22 protein-coding genes are annotated in these 20,273 nt (G+C 60.1%); 12 read left to right on the top strand and 10 right to left on the bottom strand.

All coding sequences use genetic code 11. The features are described from left to right. Positions 1-132: 132 nt before the first annotated feature. From ptsP to IEV40_RS12625, 8 genes are all read right to left on the bottom strand, one after another. On the bottom strand, positions 133-1,872 hold the full coding sequence (ptsP, locus tag IEV40_RS12660; protein ID WP_188422229.1) for a phosphoenolpyruvate--protein phosphotransferase: 1,740 nt from the start codon (positions 1,870-1,872) through the stop codon (positions 133-135). A gap of 79 nt (positions 1,873-1,951) precedes the next feature. Then, on the bottom strand, positions 1,952-2,221 hold the full coding sequence (locus IEV40_RS12655) for an HPr family phosphocarrier protein (protein ID WP_188422227.1): 270 nt from the start codon (positions 2,219-2,221) through the stop codon (positions 1,952-1,954). A 27-nt stretch (positions 2,222-2,248) separates the two neighbouring features. Continuing rightward, on the bottom strand, positions 2,249-2,656 hold the full coding sequence (locus IEV40_RS12650; protein WP_188422225.1) for a PTS sugar transporter subunit IIA: 408 nt from the start codon (positions 2,654-2,656) through the stop codon (positions 2,249-2,251). Between the two features lie 62 nt (positions 2,657-2,718). Beyond that, positions 2,719-3,672: a glutathione synthase gene (gene gshB / locus IEV40_RS12645; RefSeq protein WP_188422223.1), complete on the bottom strand. Its 954-nt coding sequence runs from the start codon at positions 3,670-3,672 to the stop codon at positions 2,719-2,721. A gap of 118 nt (positions 3,673-3,790) precedes the next feature. Next, positions 3,791-5,089, bottom strand: coding sequence for a glutamate--cysteine ligase (gshA, locus tag IEV40_RS12640; protein WP_188422221.1), 1,299 nt, complete (start codon positions 5,087-5,089; stop codon positions 3,791-3,793). Between the two features lie 193 nt (positions 5,090-5,282). Next, positions 5,283-6,677: an ammonium transporter gene (locus tag IEV40_RS12635; protein ID WP_188422219.1), complete on the bottom strand. Its 1,395-nt coding sequence runs from the start codon at positions 6,675-6,677 to the stop codon at positions 5,283-5,285. Between the two features lie 10 nt (positions 6,678-6,687). Beyond that, positions 6,688-7,026 (bottom strand): P-II family nitrogen regulator, encoded by a 339-nt coding sequence (locus tag IEV40_RS12630; RefSeq protein WP_188422217.1) that lies wholly within the window; start codon positions 7,024-7,026, stop codon positions 6,688-6,690. Positions 7,027-7,040: 14 nt separating this feature from the next. After that, positions 7,041-7,799, bottom strand: a complete 759-nt coding sequence (locus IEV40_RS12625; protein WP_188422215.1) for a TorF family putative porin — start codon at positions 7,797-7,799, stop codon at positions 7,041-7,043. A 241-nt stretch (positions 7,800-8,040) separates the two neighbouring features. Here IEV40_RS12625 and IEV40_RS12620 point away from each other — a divergent pair, with 241 nt between their 5' ends. Beyond that, positions 8,041-8,280, top strand: a complete 240-nt coding sequence (locus IEV40_RS12620) for an accessory factor UbiK family protein (protein WP_188422213.1) — start codon at positions 8,041-8,043, stop codon at positions 8,278-8,280. 267 nt (positions 8,281-8,547) lie between these two features. Next, positions 8,548-10,071 carry a YifB family Mg chelatase-like AAA ATPase gene (locus IEV40_RS12615; RefSeq protein ID WP_188422211.1) on the top strand — a complete coding sequence of 508 codons (1,524 nt, stop codon included), beginning with the start codon at positions 8,548-8,550 and terminating at the stop codon, positions 10,069-10,071. A gap of 1 nt (position 10,072) precedes the next feature. Here IEV40_RS12615 and IEV40_RS12610 read toward each other — a convergent pair whose 3' ends face one another. After that, positions 10,073-10,363 (bottom strand): hypothetical protein, encoded by a 291-nt coding sequence (locus IEV40_RS12610; protein WP_188422209.1) that lies wholly within the window; start codon positions 10,361-10,363, stop codon positions 10,073-10,075. A gap of 170 nt (positions 10,364-10,533) precedes the next feature. Continuing rightward, positions 10,534-11,319, bottom strand: coding sequence for a 5'-3' exonuclease (locus IEV40_RS12605; protein ID WP_188422207.1), 786 nt, complete (start codon positions 11,317-11,319; stop codon positions 10,534-10,536). 163 nt (positions 11,320-11,482) lie between these two features. On the opposite strand from IEV40_RS12605, the gene IEV40_RS12600 reads away from it, so the two are divergent. The 10 genes from IEV40_RS12600 to IEV40_RS12555 all read left to right on the top strand — a co-directional run bounded on the left by IEV40_RS12600 (position 11,483) and on the right by IEV40_RS12555 (position 20,257). Further along, complete coding sequence (locus IEV40_RS12600) at positions 11,483-12,034, top strand: hypothetical protein (RefSeq protein WP_188422205.1); 552 nt, start codon at positions 11,483-11,485, stop codon at positions 12,032-12,034. Between the two features lie 137 nt (positions 12,035-12,171). Continuing rightward, positions 12,172-12,516: a DUF1840 domain-containing protein gene (locus IEV40_RS12595; protein ID WP_188422203.1), complete on the top strand. Its 345-nt coding sequence runs from the start codon at positions 12,172-12,174 to the stop codon at positions 12,514-12,516. Positions 12,517-12,670: 154 nt separating this feature from the next. Then, a complete protein-coding gene (rsmB, locus tag IEV40_RS12590) occupies positions 12,671-13,987 on the top strand; it encodes a 16S rRNA (cytosine(967)-C(5))-methyltransferase RsmB (protein ID WP_188422197.1) in 1,317 nt (438 codons plus the stop codon). 49 nt (positions 13,988-14,036) lie between these two features. Then, positions 14,037-14,612: a DUF4390 domain-containing protein gene (locus IEV40_RS12585; protein ID WP_371870058.1), complete on the top strand. Its 576-nt coding sequence runs from the start codon at positions 14,037-14,039 to the stop codon at positions 14,610-14,612. A 3-nt stretch (positions 14,613-14,615) separates the two neighbouring features. Continuing rightward, positions 14,616-16,910 carry a sensor histidine kinase gene (locus IEV40_RS12580; protein ID WP_188422193.1) on the top strand — a complete coding sequence of 765 codons (2,295 nt, stop codon included), beginning with the start codon at positions 14,616-14,618 and terminating at the stop codon, positions 16,908-16,910. Between the two features lie 70 nt (positions 16,911-16,980). Next, on the top strand, positions 16,981-17,706 hold the full coding sequence (locus IEV40_RS12575) for a response regulator (RefSeq protein ID WP_188422192.1): 726 nt from the start codon (positions 16,981-16,983) through the stop codon (positions 17,704-17,706). Between the two features lie 8 nt (positions 17,707-17,714). Further along, positions 17,715-18,080: a GTPase gene (locus tag IEV40_RS12570; RefSeq protein ID WP_188422190.1), complete on the top strand. Its 366-nt coding sequence runs from the start codon at positions 17,715-17,717 to the stop codon at positions 18,078-18,080. A gap of 296 nt (positions 18,081-18,376) precedes the next feature. Further along, positions 18,377-18,634, top strand: a complete 258-nt coding sequence (locus IEV40_RS12565) for a BTH_I0359 family protein (protein ID WP_188422188.1) — start codon at positions 18,377-18,379, stop codon at positions 18,632-18,634. 108 nt (positions 18,635-18,742) lie between these two features. Further along, positions 18,743-19,453, top strand: coding sequence for a tRNA (guanine(46)-N(7))-methyltransferase TrmB (gene trmB, locus IEV40_RS12560; protein ID WP_188422186.1), 711 nt, complete (start codon positions 18,743-18,745; stop codon positions 19,451-19,453). Between the two features lie 36 nt (positions 19,454-19,489). After that, complete coding sequence (locus tag IEV40_RS12555) at positions 19,490-20,257, top strand: class II glutamine amidotransferase (RefSeq protein WP_188422184.1); 768 nt, start codon at positions 19,490-19,492, stop codon at positions 20,255-20,257. Positions 20,258-20,273: the final 16 nt, after the last annotated feature.

Below are 20,273 nucleotides of genomic sequence, written 5' to 3'. Positions count from 1 at the left end.
GTCGCTCCGCCGCGTCAAACGGCCAGGCCGGCCATCGATGCTGCAAGCAATATGAAAATGGCAATCGCGCGAACAGTCCGCAACGCAGGCTGCACAGTGCCGATCGGGGCACCTGCATTGCGCTGCAATGGATTACAGCGTCTGCAGGCGCTCGACCGCCTCGGCGATCACTTGCGGTTCGTAGCTGCGCAGAATCTTGCGCGTGGCCGGCTCCAGCACCGACAGGTCGCTGTTGAGGATTTCGTTCTTCACCGACAGCAATTGTGCCGGATGCATCGAAAATTCCCGCAAACCCATGCCCAGCAGCAAGCGCGTCATCTTGATGTCGCCGGCCATCTCGCCGCACACCGAAATCGGCACTTCCGCCTTGGCCGCCATCGCAATCGTTGTCGACAGCAGGAACAGCACGGATGGATGCAGCGGGTTGTACAGATGCGCGACCTCGTGATCGACGCGATCGATCGCCAGCGTGTACTGGATCAGGTCGTTAGTGCCGATCGACAGGAAATCCAGCCGCTTGATGAACATCGGCAGCGCCAACGCCGCGCCCGGCACTTCGATCATTGCGCCGATCCGAATCTCGGCATCGAACTTGATCTTCTCGGTGCGCAATTGCGCCTTGGCCTGCTCGATCAGCGCCAGCGTCTGATCGATTTCGAAGGCATGCGACAACATCGGAATCAGCAGCTTGATCGGGCCGAACGCGGAAGCGCGCAGGATCGCGCGCAGCTGCGTCATGAACATCTGCGGCTCGGCCAGGCAATAGCGAATCGCGCGCAAGCCGAGTGCAGGGTTAAGCGACGTCTGCTCGTCCTCGTCGATCGGCTTGTCGGAACCGATGTCCAGCGTGCGGATCGTAACCGGCCGCCCCTTCATTGCGATCACCGCCTGCTTGTACGAATGAAACTGTTCTTCTTCGGTCGGCAACTCGTTCGCCGCGCGATTCATGAACAGGAATTCGGAACGAAACAGGCCGATGCCGTGCGCGCTGCCTTCCAGCGCATGTACGCAATCGTCGGGGAATTCGATGTTCGCCAGCAGCGTGACCGGCGTGCCGTCCAGCGTGACGGACGGCATCTTCTTCAGCTTGCCGAGCTTCTTGCGTTCGCGCAGCTGGCGCGCCTGTCTATCGCGATACTGGTCGAGCACAATGGGCGCCGGATCGACCACCACCACGCCGGCATCGCCGTCGATGATGATCCAGTCGCCCTGCCGGATCAGCGCGGAGGCGAACGACACGCCGACGGTAGCCGGAATATCGAGGCTGCGCGCGACGATCGCGGTATGCGAGTTCTGGCCGCCGACATCGGTGATGAAGCCGCTGAATGCACGATCACGAAATTGCAGCATGTCGGCCGGCGAGATGTCGTGCGAGACGACGATCATGTGCGGTCCGTCGCCGTCGACATTCTTCGGCAACAGGCTGGCGCTGCCCATCAGCTGCTTCAGGATACGCTCGCCGACCTGTTCGACATCGGCCTTGCGTTCGCGCAGATAGGCATCCTCGATTTCCTCGAACTGCGACGACAGCTCCTCGATCTGCGTCACCAGCGCCCATTCGGCGTTGTAGTGGCGCGTGCGAATGATGTCGAGCGGCACGTCGGCAATCATCGGATCGGACAGGATCAACGCATGGACGTCGATGAAAGCGCCCAGTTCGGCCGGCGCTTCCTTCGGCAATTCGCTCCACAACGTCTGCAATTCTGTGCGCACGGCCGCCAGCGCGGATTGCAGGCGCGCGACCTCGGCCTCGACCTTGTCTTCGGCAATCAGGTAATGCTCGACATCGAGCGCGGCGGGCGCAAGCAGGTGCGCGCGGCCGATGGCGATGCCGCGCGAAACCGGGATGCCGTGTAACGTGAATGATGTCATCGAAGTGTCTGTTCGGTGAACGTGGTGCAGTAAATACATGCGCGCAATTGCTGATGCAAGCGGCGCCGAGCGTCGGGTTTTATTCGCCTTCGCCGAATTTATCCTTGATCAGCAGTTCGATCGCGTCGAAACATTCCTGCTCGTCGGGGCCATTGGTTTCCAGCGTGACCTTGGCACCCTTGCCGGCGGCCAGCATCATCACGCCCATGATGGATTTGGCGTTGACGCGGCGCTTGTTGCGCGTCATCCAGACTTCGCTCTTGTACTTGGCTGCCAGTTGCGTCAGCTTGGCCGATGCGCGTGCATGCAGGCCCAGCTTGTTGATGATTTCGATTTCCTGTTCGATCATTTTTTCTTCTAGCTTTATGTTGCGAATTCAGTTCGGCGCCAGCCGGACGCGGTTGTCCACCCGGACCGCTCCTCCCTGGCCGCCGGCCAGCGCCATTTCCACCACGACGTCGAGCGTATCGTTGCGGTAAGTGATTGCTCGCAGCAGCATCGGCAGGCTGATGCCGGCGATGATTGCCACGTTCTCGGCATTGCACAAACCCAGCGTGCAGTTGGACGGCGTGCCGCCCATCACGTCGGTGATCACCAGCACACCGGAACCGTCATCCAGCTTCGCGATCGCCTCCTTTGCGAGCCGCTCCACTTCGCGCGGATCCTGATCGGCGACGACGTCGAGCGCCGTCAGCCGTTCCGGGGCGGTACGGAACACATGCGTCGCCGCAGAAATGAATGCCTGTCCGAGCGGTGCATGCGTCAACAACAGAATCCCGACCATCGGTTTACCTACCCTTCAACGCTTCAACTTAACGCTTCAATGCCGTTTTCGTGCACATGCCGTCAGGCATTCCACGTTGCGGCGTGTTTTTCCAGCGCATCGACGAACATCGCAGCGACGTCGAACCCCGTCTGCTGCCGGATTTCCTGGAAGCAGGTCGGGCTGGTGACGTTCAATTCGGTCATCCAGTCGCCGATGGCGTCCAATCCTACCAGCAACAGGCCGCGCTGCAGCAGAACCGGCGCCAGCGCGGAACCGATCTCGCGGTCGCGCGCCGAAATCTCGCGCGCCACGCCGATGCCGCCGACAGCCAGATTGCCGCGGATCTCGGTGCCCTGCGGAATGCGCGCCAGGCAATACGGCACGACTTCGCCGCCGATCAGCAGGATGCGCTTGTCGCCCTGCGTGATCTCCGGAATATAGCGCTGCACCATGATGGTCTGGCGGCCGTTGTGCGTGAGCGTCTCGATGATGGAACCAAGGTTCATCGCATCGTCCTTCACGCGGAAGATGCCGATGCCGCCCATGCCGTCCAGCGGCTTCAGGATGATGTCGCGATGCTGGTGGTGGAAAGCGCGAATGCGCGCCGCATCGGCGGTCACCAGCGTCGGCGCGATGAATTGCGGGAATTGCGCGATCGCCAGCTTTTCGTTGAAATCGCGGATCGCTTCCGGCTTGTTGAAAATGCGCGCGCCCTGCTTTTCCGCCAATTCCAGCAGATAGGTCGCGTAGATGTATTCCATGTTGAACGGCGGATCGGTGCGTTCCAGCACCGCGTCGAACCACGTCAGTTCGCGCTCCAGCGGCGCATCCATGCGATACCAGTCGTCCGGATCGCCGGTCAGCGTCACGCGTGCCGCATTCGCCACCACGCGGCCGCCCTCGAACGCCATGTCCTTGTGCTGCAGGACATGGATCGCATGACCGCGGCGCGCCGCCTCCGCCATCATCGCGTAGGTGGTGTCCTTGTAAATCTTGAAGCCGTCCAGCGGATCGGCGATGAAAGCCAGTTTCATTCAATGCATCCCGGAAAATCTCGCGACGGTTTCAAACCGCCGGCGTGGAATATGCCATTGTGCCATCAAGCGGATTGTTCGATACGGCGGCCCGTTGCCGCATGCCGAATCGCTAGGCTCAATACACTTCCGGATTCGGATCGGTCTTTTCCATTTCCAGCGAAGCGGCCAGCAGCGCCAGCCGCGCCACCACGCCGTAGATGTAGAAGCGGTTCGGCGCAGCCGTGCCCGGCTTGGCCTGGTAATCCGGCAGCGCATGCTGGTGCGCGAACGCCAGCGGCACGAAATGCGCACCCGGCGCATTCAGGTTCTCGTGATTGCCGCGATCGGCGTGCACGCGGTAGAAACCGCCGACGACGTAGCGGTCGATCATGTAGACCACCGGTTCGGCCACCGATTCGTTGATGTGCTCGAAGGTCGGCACGCCTTCCTGGATGATGACGTCGGTCACTTCCAGCCCGTCCTTCAGCACGGCCATCTTGTTACGCTGCTTGCGATTCAGGTCCTTGACCTCGGCCGCATCGTGCACGGTCATGATGCCCATGCCGTAGGTGCCGGCATTGGCCTTGACGACGACGAACGGTTTTTCCTTGATGCCGTATTCCTTGTACTTCTTGCGCATCTTCGCCAGCAGCGTGTCGACGTTGGCAGCCAGGCATTCCTCGCCGGTATGGTCGTTGAAGTCGATGCCGTCACATTTCATGAAGAAGGGATTGAGCATCCACGGATCGACGTCGATCAGCTTGGCAAATTTCTTGACCACTTCATCGTAGGCGGCGAAGTGATTGGTCTTGCGGCGCACAGCCCAGCCGGCATGCAGCGGCGGCAGCAGGTTCTGTTCGTGAATGTTTTCCAGGATGGATGGCAGGCCGGACGACAGGTCGTTGTTCAGCAGGATCGTGCACGGATCGAAATTCTTCAGGCCGACGCGGCGGCCGTTGGCGGAGCGTTCCAGCGGTTCCAGCGTCAGCGTACTGCCGTCGGGCAATTCGATCGGCGTCGGTTTCTTGACGTCCGGCGACAGCGAACCGAGGCGCACATTCAATCCCGTCTGGCGGAAGATCTGCATCAGCCGCGCGACGTTCTGCAGATAGAAGGTGTTGCGCGTATGGCCTTCCGGAATCATCAGCAAATTCTTGGCATCCGGGCAATATTTCTCGATGGCGGCCATCGCCGACTGCACGGCCAGCGGCAGCATTTCCGGCGACAGATTGTTGAAACCGCCCGGGAACAGGTTGGTATCGACCGGCGCCAGCTTGAAACCCGCATTGCGCAAATCCACCGAACAGTAAAAAGGCGGCGTGTGTTCCTGCCATTCGAGGCGGAACCAGCGCTCGATGGCCGGCGTGGCGGTGAGAATCTTCTTTTCCAGATCGAGCAGCGGGCCGTTCAGGGCGGTGACGAGGTGCGGAACCATATAAACCTTTGGCGTTGACTATCTTTGCAGGCGCTTGATTCTAAACGGAAATTCCGATCGCGCCTCCGGATTCGATTGATCCGGTCTATGCAGATTAGGGTCGTTATGCAAATTTTAAAGGTCCATATGAAAAAAGCGCCTGCCGGAATCCGGAAGGCGCTTTTGCAAATCCCGCTTGCGCGGGAAGGAATAATTACGAGTGGTAAGCCGATTCGCCGTGGCTGGTGATGTCCAGACCTTCGCGTTCCGCTTCGTCCGATACGCGCAGACCGATTGTCATGTCGACCAGTTTGTAGGCGATGAAGGCTACCACGCCGGACCAGACCAGCGTGATGACCACACCCTTGATCTGCACCATCAGTTGATGGCCCATCGCATAGTCGGCAGCACCGGTGCCGCCCAGCGCAGGCGCAGCAAACACGCCAGTCAGGATCGCACCCAGGATACCGCCGACGCCATGGACGCCGAACACGTCGAACGCATCATCCACGCCCAGCATGCGCTTCAGGCCGCTCACACCCCACAGGCAGACCACGCCAGCCAGCAGGCCCAGCACGATCGATCCCATCGGGCCGACGAAACCGGCAGCCGGCGTCACCGCAACCAGGCCGGCAACCGCGCCGGAAGCTGCACCCAGCATCGATGCCTTGCCTTTGAACAGCGATTCGCAAGCCACCCATGACACGGCAGCAGCACCCGTTGCCAGAATCGTGTTGATGAATGCCAGGCCGGCAACACCGCCAGCACTCAGTGCAGAACCGGCGTTGAAACCGAACCAGCCCACCCACAGCAGCGAAGCGCCGATCATCGTCATCGTCAGCGAATGCGGCGGCATGGCTTCCTTGCCGAAACCGATACGCTTGCCAACCATGTAGGCACCCACCAGACCGGCGATACCGGCGTTGATGTGAACCACGGTGCCGCCTGCGAAATCCAGTGCGCCCTCTTCAAACAGCAGGCCGCCGGCCGCCCACACCATGTGTGCCATCGGGATGTAGCTGAAGGTGAACCACAACACGGCAAAAGTCATCACGGCAGCAAACTTCATGCGCTCGGCGAAAGCACCGACGATCAGTGCGCAGGTAATCGCGGCAAACGTCGCCTGGAACGATGCGAACACGTATTCCGGAATCGTGCCGGACAGCGTATCCGGCTTGATGCCGTTCAGGAACAGTTTGTCGAACGTGCCGAAGAAGGAGCCGCCGCCTGCAAATACCAGGCTGTAGCCGTAGATCGCCCACAACACGGTGATCAACGAGAACAGCATGAGCACTTGCATCAGTACGGACAGCATGTTCTTGGAACGACCGAGACCACCATAGAACAATGCCAGGCCAGGGATCGTCATCAGGATGACGAGCATCGTCGACGTCAGCATCCAGGCAGTATCGCCGGAATTCAACGTCGGCGCCGCAGCAGGCGCTTCCGGTGCAGCAGGCGCTTCCGCCGCAGGTGCCGCTGCTGCAGGCGCTTCGGCAACCACAGCCGGCGCCGCAGCCTCTTCCGCCATCGCCGGCATGCCGGCACCGGCTGCCATCAACAAGGCGCCTGCCGCCAAGGCGCTTGCGAACATTTTCTTGATACTCATTATTTTCCCCTTATAGAGCATCGCTGCCGGTTTCACCGGTACGAATGCGAACGACTTGTTGCAGGTCATAGACGAAAATCTTGCCGTCGCCGATCTTGCCGGTGCGCGCCGATGTCTCGATCGCCTCGATCGCACGATCGACGATGGCATCGTCGACCGCGGCCTCGATCTTGGTCTTCGGCAGAAAATCGACGACATATTCTGCGCCACGATAAAGCTCGGTGTGACCCTTTTGACGACCGAAGCCCTTGACTTCAGTCACGGTGATGCCTTGCACACCGATCTCGGACAAGGCTTCACGCACCTCATCCAGTTTGAACGGCTTGATGATTGCAGTGATCAGTTTCATGCTCGCCTCTTTGATTAGAAGGATTTGCTGAGGGTCAGGACGGCGCCGGTCTTGCCGTTGAAGTGCGTGCTGCCATTGTCTTTCACGTAAGAATACGCGTCACGCTCCGCATCCGTGCCAACCACGGCCAGCGTCACCGTCACAAGCGGGAAATCCTTGGTCACGCCGACTTTCCAGTCGGTGTAGCTTGCATCAACCGCTTGATCGCCCTTGATCTTCTGGTGACCTGCATGGAGGCCGAGCATATAGCCATCCACAATTTCAAAAGTGGCGTTGGCTTCGATATAGTTGCTGTTTTCGCTATCGTCAAAACCAAAGGCGTTGGTCACGGCGTGCGAATACTTGAGGGAAACCGGACCGTAGCCGATCGAGCCGTAGATTTCGGTCGTATCGGGATTGGTGCCCAGGCCGCTGCCTGGATAGAAATACCGCAGCACGCCGACGTCATAGGAAACATCCTTGACGATCTCGCCGCGGATACCGCCGTACAGATCGTATTCGATGTCGCTATCGCCGCCTGCATCGTCGATCCACTTGATGGACGACGCCCAGACGCCCGCGTACAAGCCTGTCGGGTTGTGCGTGTAATCAACGCCGCCGGAAATGGCAGGATCGCCGTGCGTCTGCGAAATGCCGCGGAAACGATAGTCCGAAGAGAAAGCGGCATTGAAGGCGAACTGATTGTCTGGAGCAGGTGCTGCAGCTTCCTGCGCTTGGGCAACATTGGCAGCGAAGGCGGCCGACACGGCAACTGCAAGAATCAGTTTTTTCATGATATTCCCTTTAAAGTAAATGTAGAAACCAGACTTTGGAATGTCCTCAGACTACATTTAGCAGGACTCATGCCAGCTTGATTCTCCAGATGTATTATCATTTTCACCATGAAGCACGGTGCAAAAAGCAGTTTGGAAATAACCTTTCCCATGCACCTTAATGGGCCTGCACCGTTCACGGGCGATGCACGCCAAATTGCACCTGAATGGTGCCAAATTTTCACTTTTATAGGTGCCCCAGATGGAAAAATCCACTTTTATCAACGATATGCAGAACAAGATCAACCAAGTGCTGGAAAACTCACCGGCAAAGGACATCGAAAAAAACCTGAAAGCCATGATGAGCCAGGGATTCGCCAAACTGGATCTGGTGACGCGCGAAGAATTCGACGTACAGGCGCAGGTACTGGCAAACACGCGCGCCAAACTGGAAATGCTGGAAGCCCAGGTCGCCGAACTGGAAGCGCGGCTGAAAGGTTGACGGACGTTACCGATCGGCGCCGTCCGCCATCGGTCTCGCTGGAAACCGAACGGCGCACATCAGACGTCCCGACGCCGTGAACGGCATTCGCGGCCACACCTGAACGCGCACCGACCAACGAACCGATCGCGGTCTTCGCAATAAACCGAACGAACCGTAGCGAAAGACGCGCCCCGGCCGCAATGCCACAGTAGCTGCAAAACATCCGGCACCCGCTGCCGATGCCTATAACAAGTAAAAGAGATATCCGCAAAACAAGGGAGAGCAATGAGCCTCGCCGTTCTGACCAGCCGTGCCCTGGCCGGCATGCAAGCGCCTGAAGTTCTTGTCGAAGTGCATCTGGCCAACGGCCTGCCCAGCTTCACCATCGTCGGCCTGCCGGAAACCGAGGTCAAGGAATCCAAGGATCGCGTGCGCGCGGCGCTGCAGAACGCCGGCTTCGAATTTCCTGCAAGAAGGATCACCGTCAACCTGGCGCCCGCCGATCTGCCCAAGGAGTCCGGCCGCTTCGACCTGCCGATTGCGCTCGGTATTCTGGCAGCTTCCGGGCAAATGCCGGCCGACTCGCTGGACCAATATGAATTCGCCGGCGAGCTGTCGCTGTCCGGCGAACTGCGGCCGATTCGCGGCGCGCTGGCGATGACCTTCGCCATGCATCGCGACGGCGGCCACAGCGGCAAACATCGCGCGTTCATCCTGCCGCGCGCCAATGCGGATGAAGCCGCACTGGTCAACGATGTGGCCATCCTGCCCGCCGACTCATTGTTACAAGTTTGTACCCACTTCGCCGCAAGCGACAGCACGACAAAATTGGCACGTCATCAAGCCACGCCGGCGGCGACGCCACCCGCCTATCCCGATCTGGCAGATGTAAAAGGTCAGGCGCAAGCCAAGCGCGCACTGGAAGTGGCCGCCGCCGGTTCGCACAGTCTGTTGATGATCGGCCCACCGGGAACCGGAAAATCGATGCTGGCGGCACGTTTCGCCGGCATCCTGCCGCCGATGACCGACGACGAAGCGCTGGAATCGGCCGCCGTGCAATCGCTGACCAGCGGCTTTACGACGGCGCGCTGGAAAATACGACCCTATAGGGCACCTCACCACACAGCATCCGGTGTAGCGCTGGTCGGCGGCGGCAGCGCGCCGCGGCCCGGCGAAATTTCGCTGGCCCATCGCGGCGTACTGTTCCTCGATGAATTGCCTGAATTCAACCGTGCCGTGCTGGAGGTTCTGCGTGAACCGCTGGAATCCGGCCGCATCACGATTTCGCGCGCGGCACGACAGGCGGACTTCCCCGCGCACTTCCAGTTGATTGCCGCAATGAATCCGTGCCCATGCGGTTTCCTGGGCCACGCATCCAACAAATGCCGCTGCACGCCGGACAGCATCGCGCGTTACCAAGGAAGGATTTCCGGGCCGCTACTGGATCGCATCGACATGCAGATCCAGGTCGGCGCACTAGCGCATGGCGATTTGGCCGGACAGGCCGAGGGGGAATCGTCACATGCGGTTGCACAACGCGTATTACACGCCTCTTCGCGGCAACATGCTCGTCAGGGCAAACATAACAATCTGCTGACCGTCAGCGAGATCGACACGCATTGCCGCCCGGATGCCAGCGGCGAACAGCTGTTGCGCACGGCGATGACGCGCTTGAACTGGTCGGCCCGCGCCTACCACCGCGTACTGAAGGTTGCGCGCACCATCGCCGATCTGGCCGACGCACCGTCGATTGCGCAGACTCACGTGGCCGAAGCCATTCAATATCGCCGCGCGATGCGCGAGCAATGATCTAGCGCTTGCGAGTACTTTCCGCTACTTCCGGCGAGCCGTCCGGATATGGATGCAGACAGTAGGCACTGCTGACCTGGCCGTTGCCCTGCGGCTGGATGCCCTTGATCCGATAGACGATCGCGTTGTTGAACACCACCGGCCCATCGACGATGCGTGCATCCTTCAACACGCTTTTTTTCAGACAGGCTTGCGCCGTCTGGTTGTACAAGGCCTGCCAGGCTTCCGGCGAGGAAGCCCAGACGCCGCCGACTGCCATAGCCAGTACACCCGTCAAAAGAATGCGTCGCATGATGTTTTCCTTTCGCGAAGTGGATCGATGCGGTGATGCGGTGATGCGGTGATGCGGTGATGCGGTGATGCGGTGATGCGGTGATGCGGTGATGCGGTGATGCGGTGATGCGGAATGGACCTTCTACGATGGTCGAGGTTCCGCATGGCCTCGATACGGCATGCCGCACGTCAACGCAGATTGTCGATATCGAATGCCAGCATGTTCCAGCTGACGCCGATGCGCACATCGGTTTTCAGCGCCACCAGACGGCGTGAGATCGCGAGATTCTCGCTGCCCTGCCGTAACCGTTCTCCAAGCGCATCTTTCAGGATGCCAGCCCCGGACATGATGCGATCGATGTCGCCGTAGTTCTGCAGCAATTTCGCCGCCGTCTTCACGCCGACCTTCTGCACGCCGGGAATGCCGTCCGCCGCATCGCCGGTCAATGCCAGAAGATCCGGCAACAGCGCAGGCGATACGCCGAATTTTGTCTCCACCCATTTCGCATCGTGCCACTCGCCGCGAAAGTGGTCCCACAGCAACGCACCATCGGCGATCAGCCCGTGCAGATCTTTATCAGTGGAAGCAACGATCGCCTCGCCGCGCGCCTCCTGCAGCCAGCGCAGCACGGCTGTGGCAATGACATCATCTGCCTCCACACCCTGCACCGAAACGGACGTCAAGCCCCATTCGCCGAGTTGCGCGCAAAAGCCGGGCATACCTGCCTGCAAATCAGCCGGAACCGCTTCGCGATGTTCGCGATAGCCGGCATATACATCGTGGCGCCACGTTCGCCCACCGGCATCGAAGACGGGCAGCACATGCGTCGGCGCATGCGTCGCCAGCAGTTTGCGAAACGAAGACAATGCATGCCGCAACGCAAGCTCGGCCTTGGCTGCCGGCTCCGTTTCATCGTTGGCTTCATAGACGCGGCGCACGATATTCATGCCGTCGATCGCAAGCAGTTTTCCCATCAGCGTTCCGTCATTCCTCGTTCGACATTCGTGGCAATGTCAGAGCAGTTATATGGCAATTACCGGATGATTCTACGCGTCTGGCGGCATGGAAGAAACGGCAGCGCACGATGCAGGCGATGTAACATGAGCCATTCCGATGACGGCTACCGTTCCCCATCACATGAAACCTTTTCTTCTTCGCCTTCCCCTGATTGCGGTGCTGGCATTGACAGCCGCCTGCTCGCCGAAGTTCGACTGGCGCGAAATCCGCAGCGACAATGCCGCCTATATCATCGCCATGCCGGCCAAGCCGGCCGTGTTCACCCGACCCATCGATCTGAATGGCATAGCGACGGCAATGACGATGACGGCAACGGAAGTCGACGGCATCACCTTTGCCATCGGTAGCGCCGAACTACCCGAAGCGACGCAAGCGCAAACTTCGCTGGTGGCAATGAAGACGGCAATGGTCAACAACATCCGCGGCACGGTCCGGCACGAAAAAACGGCGACGATGCCGCAATCACAAAATGCTGGCACGGGCATGCTGGCCTACACGGAGATCCTGGCATCCGGTGCAGCCGATGCTGCGACGAACGGTCAACCTCGCGTGCTGTTCGCCCGTTTCTTCGCCAAGGACAGGCACGTTTATCAGCTCGTCGTCACCGGCAGGGAAGACGCCGTGCAACGCGATGCGGTCGACACTTATTTTTCGTCGTTCCGGTTCAACTGATACCTTGGCATTTCGACATACATCATGGCGATGATAGATGCGCCGGATATACGCAGGAAAGACGTTTTACCTTGCTAGAACACGCGCCGAAATCGTGCTATCGTTAGTTCGCATTTACTAGAAGAAGGAGGCTGCTCATGTTAATCAAGTTCAAATCCAAAGCTGCCGCCGACGTACTGATGTACGAGGAACATGCAAGCCGGATTCTCGATCTGCTGCACAAGGATCACAAACTGGGCGTCATCACCGCTGCGGAAACCGGCAACGCGATCAAGCTGCTGGAAGGCGAGATCACGATAAGCAAGGCGCACATTCCTTCCGACACGATCCAGCGCGACGTGCTGGCGCATCACGGCGAAGACGGCGACGATAACGAACATGAGCATCCGGAAGTCGTCAGCTTCTCTTCCCGTGCCTATCCGTTGCTGGAAATGCTGCGTGCGGCACATGCGGAAAACGAGGATGTGTTGTGGGGCGTCTGACCCACGCGCATCGTTTCGCTGATCTCTCCCGTTCCTGACGACACTGCTGCATCCGCTCCGCGCGGATGCGGTTTGCCGACTGACTCGCCTCTCCACCCGTTACAATCACGTTCCCGAACCATTTGCGCGCGGCACTTCCGCTGCGCCGCATAACGTGACACGACTCACCCTCAAACCGGATTCCCTTTCCTTCAGCCTGCATGGCGCTGCCACAGCGGTAGCCGCCGTCGGCCGCGGCACGGCCCTGCCACAGGCGCTGGCCCAGGTATTCGCTAAAACCGATGCCGCGCCGCAGGCACGCGGAGCGATCCAGGATATTGCCTATTGCTGCCTGCGCCATCTGGGCTGCGCTGAAGCGCTGCTCTCCGCGATGACGCCACGGCACGTCGAACCGCCCACCCTGCATGCGCTGCTGTGCTGCGCACTGGCGCTGCTGATCGATGTCGACGATAGCGACAACCCGCGTTACAACGCTTTCACCGTCGTCGATCAGGCCGTGACCGCTGCCGCCTCCGACAACAGCATGGCCCGCGCCAAAGGCATGGCCAATGCCGTCCTGCGCCGCTTCCTGCGCGAACGCGACACACTGTTACAGCAGGTCGCACGCGATCCGGTGGCGCAATGGAATTATCCGGCGTGGTGGATCAGGAATGCACAGTCGGCTTATCCGAACGACTGGCAAACCATCCTGCGCGCAGGCAATGCAGCGCCACCGCTGACGCTGCGCGTGAACCGGCGCAAAACCACCGTCGACGATTACCTGGCCCTGCTGGCCGACGCCGGCATCGCCGCTACACGGATCGGCATCGGCGCCGACGCGATCCGGCTGACGCAGCCGATCCCCGTGCATCGCATTCCCGGTTTCGACGACGGCATGGCTTCGGTACAGGACGCCGCCGCACAACTGGCCACCCCCTTGCTCGACTTGCGTGACGGCATGCGTGTACTGGACGCCTGCGCCGCCCCCGGCGGCAAGAGCGGCCACATACTGGAAGCCGCCGACGTGGATCTATGGGCGCTCGACAGCGACGCGCGCCGCCTGCAGCGCATCACCGAAAACCTGCAGCGCCTGCAATTGCGCGCGACATTGCTGGCCGGCGACGCCAGCCAGCGCGACTGGTGGGATGGCCAGCCGTTCGATCGCATCCTGGCCGACGTGCCCTGCACTGCTTCGGGCATCGTGCGGCGGCATCCGGACATCCGCTGGCTGCGCCGCAAGGAAGATGCAACACAACTGTCATCGATTTCAACCAAAATCCTGGACAACCTTTGGCAGATGTTGAAGCCGGATGGTAAATTGCTGTTTGTGACCTGTTCGCTGTGGCCGCAGGAATCGGAACGACAGGCGGCCGCCTTCGCGCAACGCAACAACGCAACGAGGCTGCCTGCACCGGGCCAGTTGTTGCCGGTGAGCGATGGACAGCAGGATCACGACGGACTGTTCTACGCGCTGTTCCAGAGGACCGCCTGATCCCGTCGATCGAACAACCTACTTTGCCGGCGGCTCTGCCGCGACATGCGTGAAAAGAAAAGCCTTCTTTCCATTCCACTGGCTGTGTGCCATCTTCCTGCTTGCGTTCTCGCTGCAACACGGGACCGCGCATGCCGACGGCATCGACGTCCAGGAAGCGCACCTGGAAAGCAGCGAAGAAGGCTATCGTCTTTCCGCCATTTACAATTTCGATCTGAATCGCGGCCTGGAAGATGCGCTGTCGCGCGGCATTCCGCTTTACTTCACCACCGAGATCGAGATCACCAAACCGCGCTGGTACTGGTTCGATGCGAAGGAAGTCGTCAATTCCCAGACCGTCCGCATTTCGTACAACGTGCTGACGCGGCAGTATTACGCCGCCATCGGCAATCGCCTGCACCAAAGTTTCGATTCGCTGGACGATGCTCTGTCGCTGGTACGGCGCCCCAGCCGCTGGGTAGTTGCCGACAACGGCACGCTCAAACCCGGCACCACCTATGAAGTCGCGGTCCGCATGCAGCTGGACGTCGCGCAGCTTCCCAAACCCTTCCAGATCCACGCACTCAACAGCAGCGACTGGCGATTGTCCTCGGACTGGGAACGCTTCGATTACACGGCAGACTGATCCGTGACGCGTCTGCTCCGGTATCTCCTCATCGTCGGCGGCGCCGTCGTCAGCATCCTGCTGTTCCTGCTGGCTTCGGCCTCCGAGAATTCCAATTCCTTCGAGCGCAACTATCCATGGCTGCTGATCCTCAATGCCGTGGTTGCCGCCGCATTGCTCGGTCTGGTCGTGTTGCTGCTGGTGCGACTGTACAAGCGCTACCGACGCGGCAAGTTCGGCTCGCGCCTGATGGCGCGGCTGGTGCTGCTGTTCGCCGTAATCGGCATCCTGCCAGGTGCAGTCATTTACACGGTATCAGTGCAATTCGTGTCGCGCTCGATCGAATCGTGGTTCGACGTGCGCGTCGAATCGGCACTGGAAGCCGGCCTCAATCTCGGCCGCGCCGCGCTCGATTCCTCGCTCAGCGAATTGCGCGTCAAGGCATCCAACATGGCGCTGGAATTGTCCGACATGTCGGACGCCACGCAAATCACGCAGCTGTCACGCATGCGCGACCAGAACCTGCAGCAGGATGCGCTGATCGTCACCGGCAGCGGCCAGATGGTCGCCAGTGCCGGCACGCAACTCAATGCACTGCTGCCCGATTTTCCGAGCGCCGAAATGCTGCGCCAGGCACGCCAGACGCGGGGCTACGCAGCCATCGAAGGCAATGCCGATTTCCAGGACAGCAGCAGCCCTGCCGCCGAGACGAATACCATCACCTCGCCATCGCCGAATCCGGCCGGCCTGAGATTGCGCGTCGTCGTCGAAATCCCGACCTCCGTCCGCGCCATGGCGCTGCAGAACGAGCCGCGCTATCTGCAGCTGATGCAGCCGGTGTCCACGCAACTGGCAGTGAATGCGGAAGCGCTGCGCGTGGCTTACAGCGAATATCAGGAACGCTATCTGGCACGTACCGGCCTGCGCAAAATTTATATCGTCACGCTGACGCTGACGCTGCTGCTGGCCATCTTCGGCGCCATTGCCGCCGCCTTCCTGATCGCCAGCGATCTTGCCAAGCCATTGCTGCTGCTGGCTGAAGGCACGAAGGCGGTGGCCGAAGGCAACCTGTCGCCGCGCCCCATCATCGCCACCTCGGATGAACTGGGCACGCTGACGAAGTCGTTCAACACGATGACGCGCCAACTGGCCGACGCGCGTGCCTCGGTCGAGAAGAACCGCTCCGAACTGGAAGCGGCCAAAGCCTATCTGGAATCGGTGCTGGCCAACATGTCGGCCGGCGTCATGGTATTGGACCGCAATTTCCGGCTCGTCACCTGCAACGAATCGGTGGAACGCATCCTGCAGCGCGATTTCGCGCAGCACGCCGGCAAGCCGCTGGAAGAGATCGACGGCCTCGGCATGTTTGCGCAGATCATCACGCAATCGTTCTCCGCGCAAAGCGCACAATCAGTCGCCGTCGGACACGATGCGGAAAACCTGCACTGGCAACGCCAGATCGATATCCCGCGCGATGCCGATGTCGAAGGCGAAAACGATATCTCGCTGCTGGCGCGCGGCTCACGCCTGCCAGCGGTGCGCGATGGCGGTTACGTCGTCGTGTTCGACGATATTTCCGACGTGATCTCGGCGCAGCGCTCGATCGCCTGGGGCGAAGTCGCGCGCCGTCTGGCCCATGAAATCAAGAACCCGCTGACACCGATCCAGCTATCAGCCGAACGGCTGCAGATGAAACTGGGCGGCAAGCTCGGCGAGACCGATGCGCAGGTATTGGAACGCAGCACCGCCACCATCGTCAACCAGGTCGCCGCGATGAAACGCATGGTCGACGATTTCCGCGACTACGCGAAGACGCCGCCCGCCGTACTGTCGCCGCTGGACTTGAATGCACTGATCGAGGAAGTGCTGCATCTTTATCTTGCCGGCGACGACCGCGACATCATCCACGCCACGCTGGCCGAAGGATTACCGCAGATCATGGGCGACCAGACGCAATTGCGGCAGGTCATTCACAACCTGCTGCAGAATGCGCAGGATGCCGTCACCGAGAAAGCGGCCGGCGCCGACGAGCCGCCACGGATTGATATCATTACCGAGGAAATCCACTATCGCAGCTCCGACGGCGCCGTCAGCAACGCGGTGCAATTGACGATCAGCGACAACGGCCCCGGCTTCTCGCCCAAGATTCTGGCGAACGCATTCGAACCCTATATCACGTCGAAACCGCGCGGCACCGGACTGGGCCTGCCGATGGTCAAGAAGATCGTCGAAGAGCACGGTGGACGCATCGACATCCGCAATCGCGCAAGTGTCAGCGGTGCCAAGGTAGCGATTTTGCTGTTAAAGTTAGCTCCTTGATCAAGGCTGCTGCGAGACGACAGGGCGGAAAAAGAACAAAAGTGGCAATCAAGTTGAGAGAGGTGAGCACATGGCCAATATTCTAGTTGTCGACGACGAGATGGGAATCCGTGAATTGCTTTCTGAAATTCTCGGAGACGAAGGGCATGTCGTGACGGCTGCAGAAAATGCCCGTCAGGCACGCGAAATGCGCGCCGTCGAAAAGCCGGACCTGGTGCTGCTCGATATCTGGATGCCGGATACCGATGGCGTCACACTGCTGAAAGAATGGCAGCGCGATGGCTTGCTGACGATGCCCGTCATCATGATGTCCGGTCACGCGACGATCGACACCGCCGTCGAAGCCACGCGTATCGGTGCGCTCAATTTCCTCGAGAAGCCGATTTCCCTTCAGAAACTGCTGAAAGCCGTGCAACAAGGACTGACGCGCGGACAGGAAGTTTCGCGTCCTGCCGCAATGCCGGTGCGCGCACCGATCGCGCAGGATGCGCATCATCACGCGGCCACGCTCGACAAACCGCTGACCGCGCAACCGGCTGCCGGCCCGATGTATTCGGCTGCAGCGCCTGCCGCCCTGATGCCGGCCGAAACGCCCTTCTTCACCGCGTCGTTCGAACTGCCGCTGCGTGAAGCGCGTGACGCTTTCGAGCGTGCCTACTTCGAACATCATCTCGGCCAGGAAGGCGGCAGCATGACGCGCGTCGCCGAAAAGACCGGACTGGAACGCACGCACCTGTATCGCAAGCTGAAGCAATTGGGCGTCGAGCCCGGCAAGATCGCCAAACGGGGCGCATAACGGGACGCATGACCGTCACATCGCTGGTCACCGGCACACGCGCCACACAACGCGAAGCTGCCATCGCCGCACTGCTCGATCCGGATCAATCCACGGCCGTCATTCTCGAAGGCCTTTCCGACGGCAACGACATCCTCGCTTCCATTTCTTCTCCGCGCCTGAACGTCATCCGCATTGCACCCGGCTGCATGCATTGCATCGGCAATCTGGTCATGCGCGTCACATTGAATCGCATACTGCGCGAACGGCCGCAACGCCTGTTCATCAGCATCGCCAATGACGAACACATCGAGCAATTACGCGCATTCCTTGTCGCGCCACCGTACGAGGCCTTGCTGGAACTGACCGACAACATCGTACCTGCCTCTTCCTGAAAGTTCGCACCATCGCATGCGATGCGGTTGTGCATTTCACCCGCCGCTCGGTTCAAATCCCCCTGTAGATTGCAATGCAATCGGTTTCGCACAAATTGCCTGCATAAACAACCATACAAATTTGCATAACAGGCATGCCACATTGGCAATGCGCTCCACATTCAACCTTTTTGCCATCCGGCCGTTAATCAAGACAAGGGCTGCGCATTTGCGACGCGCATCTTGAAATCGCCCGGCCTGGCGCCATGTTCCTATCAGTGCAATGCAATTGATTGCGGTTGCCACAGGAGAAACGAATGAACCTGATCTACAACAGCGACCAGTACAGCGTAGTGGAATTCGGTGTGGATGAAGAACTCGACGCCCTGCGTTTCGGCGGCTATGAAATTCTCGACAAACCCGCACAACGCGAAATCTTCATCGCCGGCACGATGGCGGAATCCTTCCGCCAGAACGTGCGCGAACTGATCGCCACCGAGCCGAGCGAAGAGGAAATCGACGATTTCCTCGGCAGCTACGATCTGATGATGAGCCAGCCGATGACTTTTCACTAAGCCTGCGCTCGCATACAATCGACAGGAACCTGCGCCTGTGCCGATCGGCAGCGATCGGGCAGGCGCTTTTCTTTTGCCGGCCACCTGGCCGGATTTTTCGTCGCCGCGATGCACGCCAACTCCTCTTCCATCGTCAGCCGTCAGACCGAAGCGCATGCGCAGTTGCAGGCGGTCGTCGCGCGCCATATCGCACATCCCTTTCGCAAACCCGTCACTGCCTACAATCGCGCCGCCTTCGAACAGGGACTGGCCGCCTGGCAGGCATCGGGCAATAAGCCGTTGATCCTCGACGCAGGCTGCGGCGTGGGACTCTCGACGCTGCATCTGGCGACGCAGTTTCCCGACCATTTCGTCATCGGCGTCGATCAATCCGCCGATCGCATCGCACGCAACACACAGTGGTCCGGTGAAATGCCGGACAACTTCACCTGGGTCCGCGCCGACCTGGTCGATTACTGGCGCCTGCTGCTGCAGGAAAAAATCCATCCGGTGCGCCATTACATTCTTTATCCGAATCCGTGGCCCAAGATCGGCCATCTGGCACGGCGCTGGCATGGTCACGCCGTATTCCCCGCCATCGTCGCGCTCGGCGGCGTGCTGGAATGCCGCAGCAACTGGCAGATCTACATAGATGAATTTGCTGCGGCACTGACGCAGGTCAGCGGCATTCCGACGCATTGCGAATCGTTCGTCGCCGAACAACCGATCACGCCGTTCGAACGCAAGTATCGCGATTCCGGGCACGCACTGTGGCGCTGCCGTATCCGGTTGCCGCAAACGGATGCGGCATTCGCCGCTGCCTTTCGTGCTACCGTGTAGTCCACCGTCTCCCATCATTCTTTACCCGCATCAGATATGTGTCAGCTTCTCGGAATGAATTGCAATGTGCCGACCGATATCGTGTTCAGCTTCACCGGCTTTGCCACGCGCGGCGGCGGCACCGATCATCATGCGGACGGCTGGGGCATTGCCTTCTTCGAAGGTGCGGGCGTGCGGCATTTCGTCGACTATCAGGCCGCCATCGAATCGCCGATCGCCGATCTGATTCGCCGCGTGCCGATCAAGTCGAAGAACGTGATCGCCCATATCCGCAAGGCGACGCAGGGACGCGTGGCGCTGGAAAACTGCCATCCCTTCGTGCGCGAACTGTGGGGCCGCTATTTTGTGTTCGCGCACAACGGCGATCTGAAGAATTTCATGCCGGAGCTGGACAGCCCTTATCAGCCGGTCGGCACCACCGACAGCGAACGCGCGTTCTGCTACATCCTGCAACAGCTGCGTCGCCGCTTCGGCGATGCACCGCCATTGCTGAACGACCTGACGGCGGCCATACAGAAATTGACCAGCGAAATCGCCGGCTACGGCACGTTCAATATGATGCTGTCCGACGGTTCTGCACTGTTTGCGCACTGCTCCACCAGCCTGCATTACATCGTGCGCCAGTATCCGTTCTCCGAAGCCGTGCTGAGCGACCAGGACATGAAGGTGGATTTCTCGGAAGTGACGACGGCCAACGACCGTGTCGCCGTCATCGTGACGGAGCCGCTGACGACAAACGAGACATGGACGCCGTTTACTGTCGGTGAACTGAAGGTATTCATCGACGGCCAACCCGTGACGTGAACACCGTTTGAACATC

The sequence above is a fragment of the Oxalicibacterium solurbis genome (assembly GCF_014635845.1).
GTDB classification, from domain to species: domain Bacteria; phylum Pseudomonadota; class Gammaproteobacteria; order Burkholderiales; family Burkholderiaceae_D; genus Oxalicibacterium; species Oxalicibacterium solurbis.
This window is presented reverse-complemented; position numbering and strand designations above follow the sequence as displayed.